At 59.7% G+C, this 700-nt stretch carries 1 pseudogene; it reads right to left on the bottom strand.

The features are described from left to right. A pseudogene (locus LIX91_RS25525) lies at window positions 1–700 on the bottom strand (hypothetical protein); the annotation flags it as partial.

The raw sequence follows: 700 nt of genomic DNA, 5'->3' as shown, positions 1-700 counted from the left end.
TCAGTTCGTGCAGGCGAAGCTTTTGCTCGAGCGCGCGCAGGTGGCTGGCGATGCTTTTGCGGGGGTTGTAAGCGGTTGGGTAGAGCCAGCTGCGGCGGGTGTCGCTGATCTGTTTGTTAAGCACCTGCCACTCACTGATCCAGTTTTTCAGCTTCGCGAGCATTGTGTGATCGATTGCAATACGCGCCTTTGAGTCGAGCAAAATCTGACCGATCAACAGCGTGCGAATCAGTGCAACGATGTTCTGCTGCTTGCCCACCGCCAGGCGGCTGTCGATGGGCACCCAGGCCAGCAGGATACTTTCGAACGTTGCCTTGCCAGCACCGCTGGCCAGTTGGCCGAGGGCTTTGAAGGTGTCCTGAACGGGGTGTTTCAGCGCCTTCATCCACGGCTTGTCGGCAAAGCCCTGGTGATTGAGCGTGCCGTTGAGTTCGCCAACGCGGGTGGCCAGGTTGGTGATGTCGCCGAGGCCGTTCAGCAGCGCGTTGGCCTCCTGGTGCAGCGCGTGTTTGAGCGCCGGTGAGAAGCCGTAGCGCAGCGTGCCAAACAGGCTGCTGTCGTTGGTTTCCTGCTCGGCGAGCCAGGCGCTGGCGGCGTTGTCCTGAGCGTAAATGATCTGCAGGTTAAGCATGAGCGTTTGCAGATAAAGCAGGCTTTCAGGGTGTGTGGGGTCGACAAACAGCTTGAGCGGTTCGGTGCC

It is taken from the genome of Pseudomonas sp. B20, from assembly GCF_020515755.1.
Classification (GTDB): domain Bacteria; phylum Pseudomonadota; class Gammaproteobacteria; order Pseudomonadales; family Pseudomonadaceae; genus Aquipseudomonas; species Aquipseudomonas syringae.
Note: the sequence above shows the minus strand (reverse complement) of the source record. Positions and strands in the feature narration are given on the sequence as shown.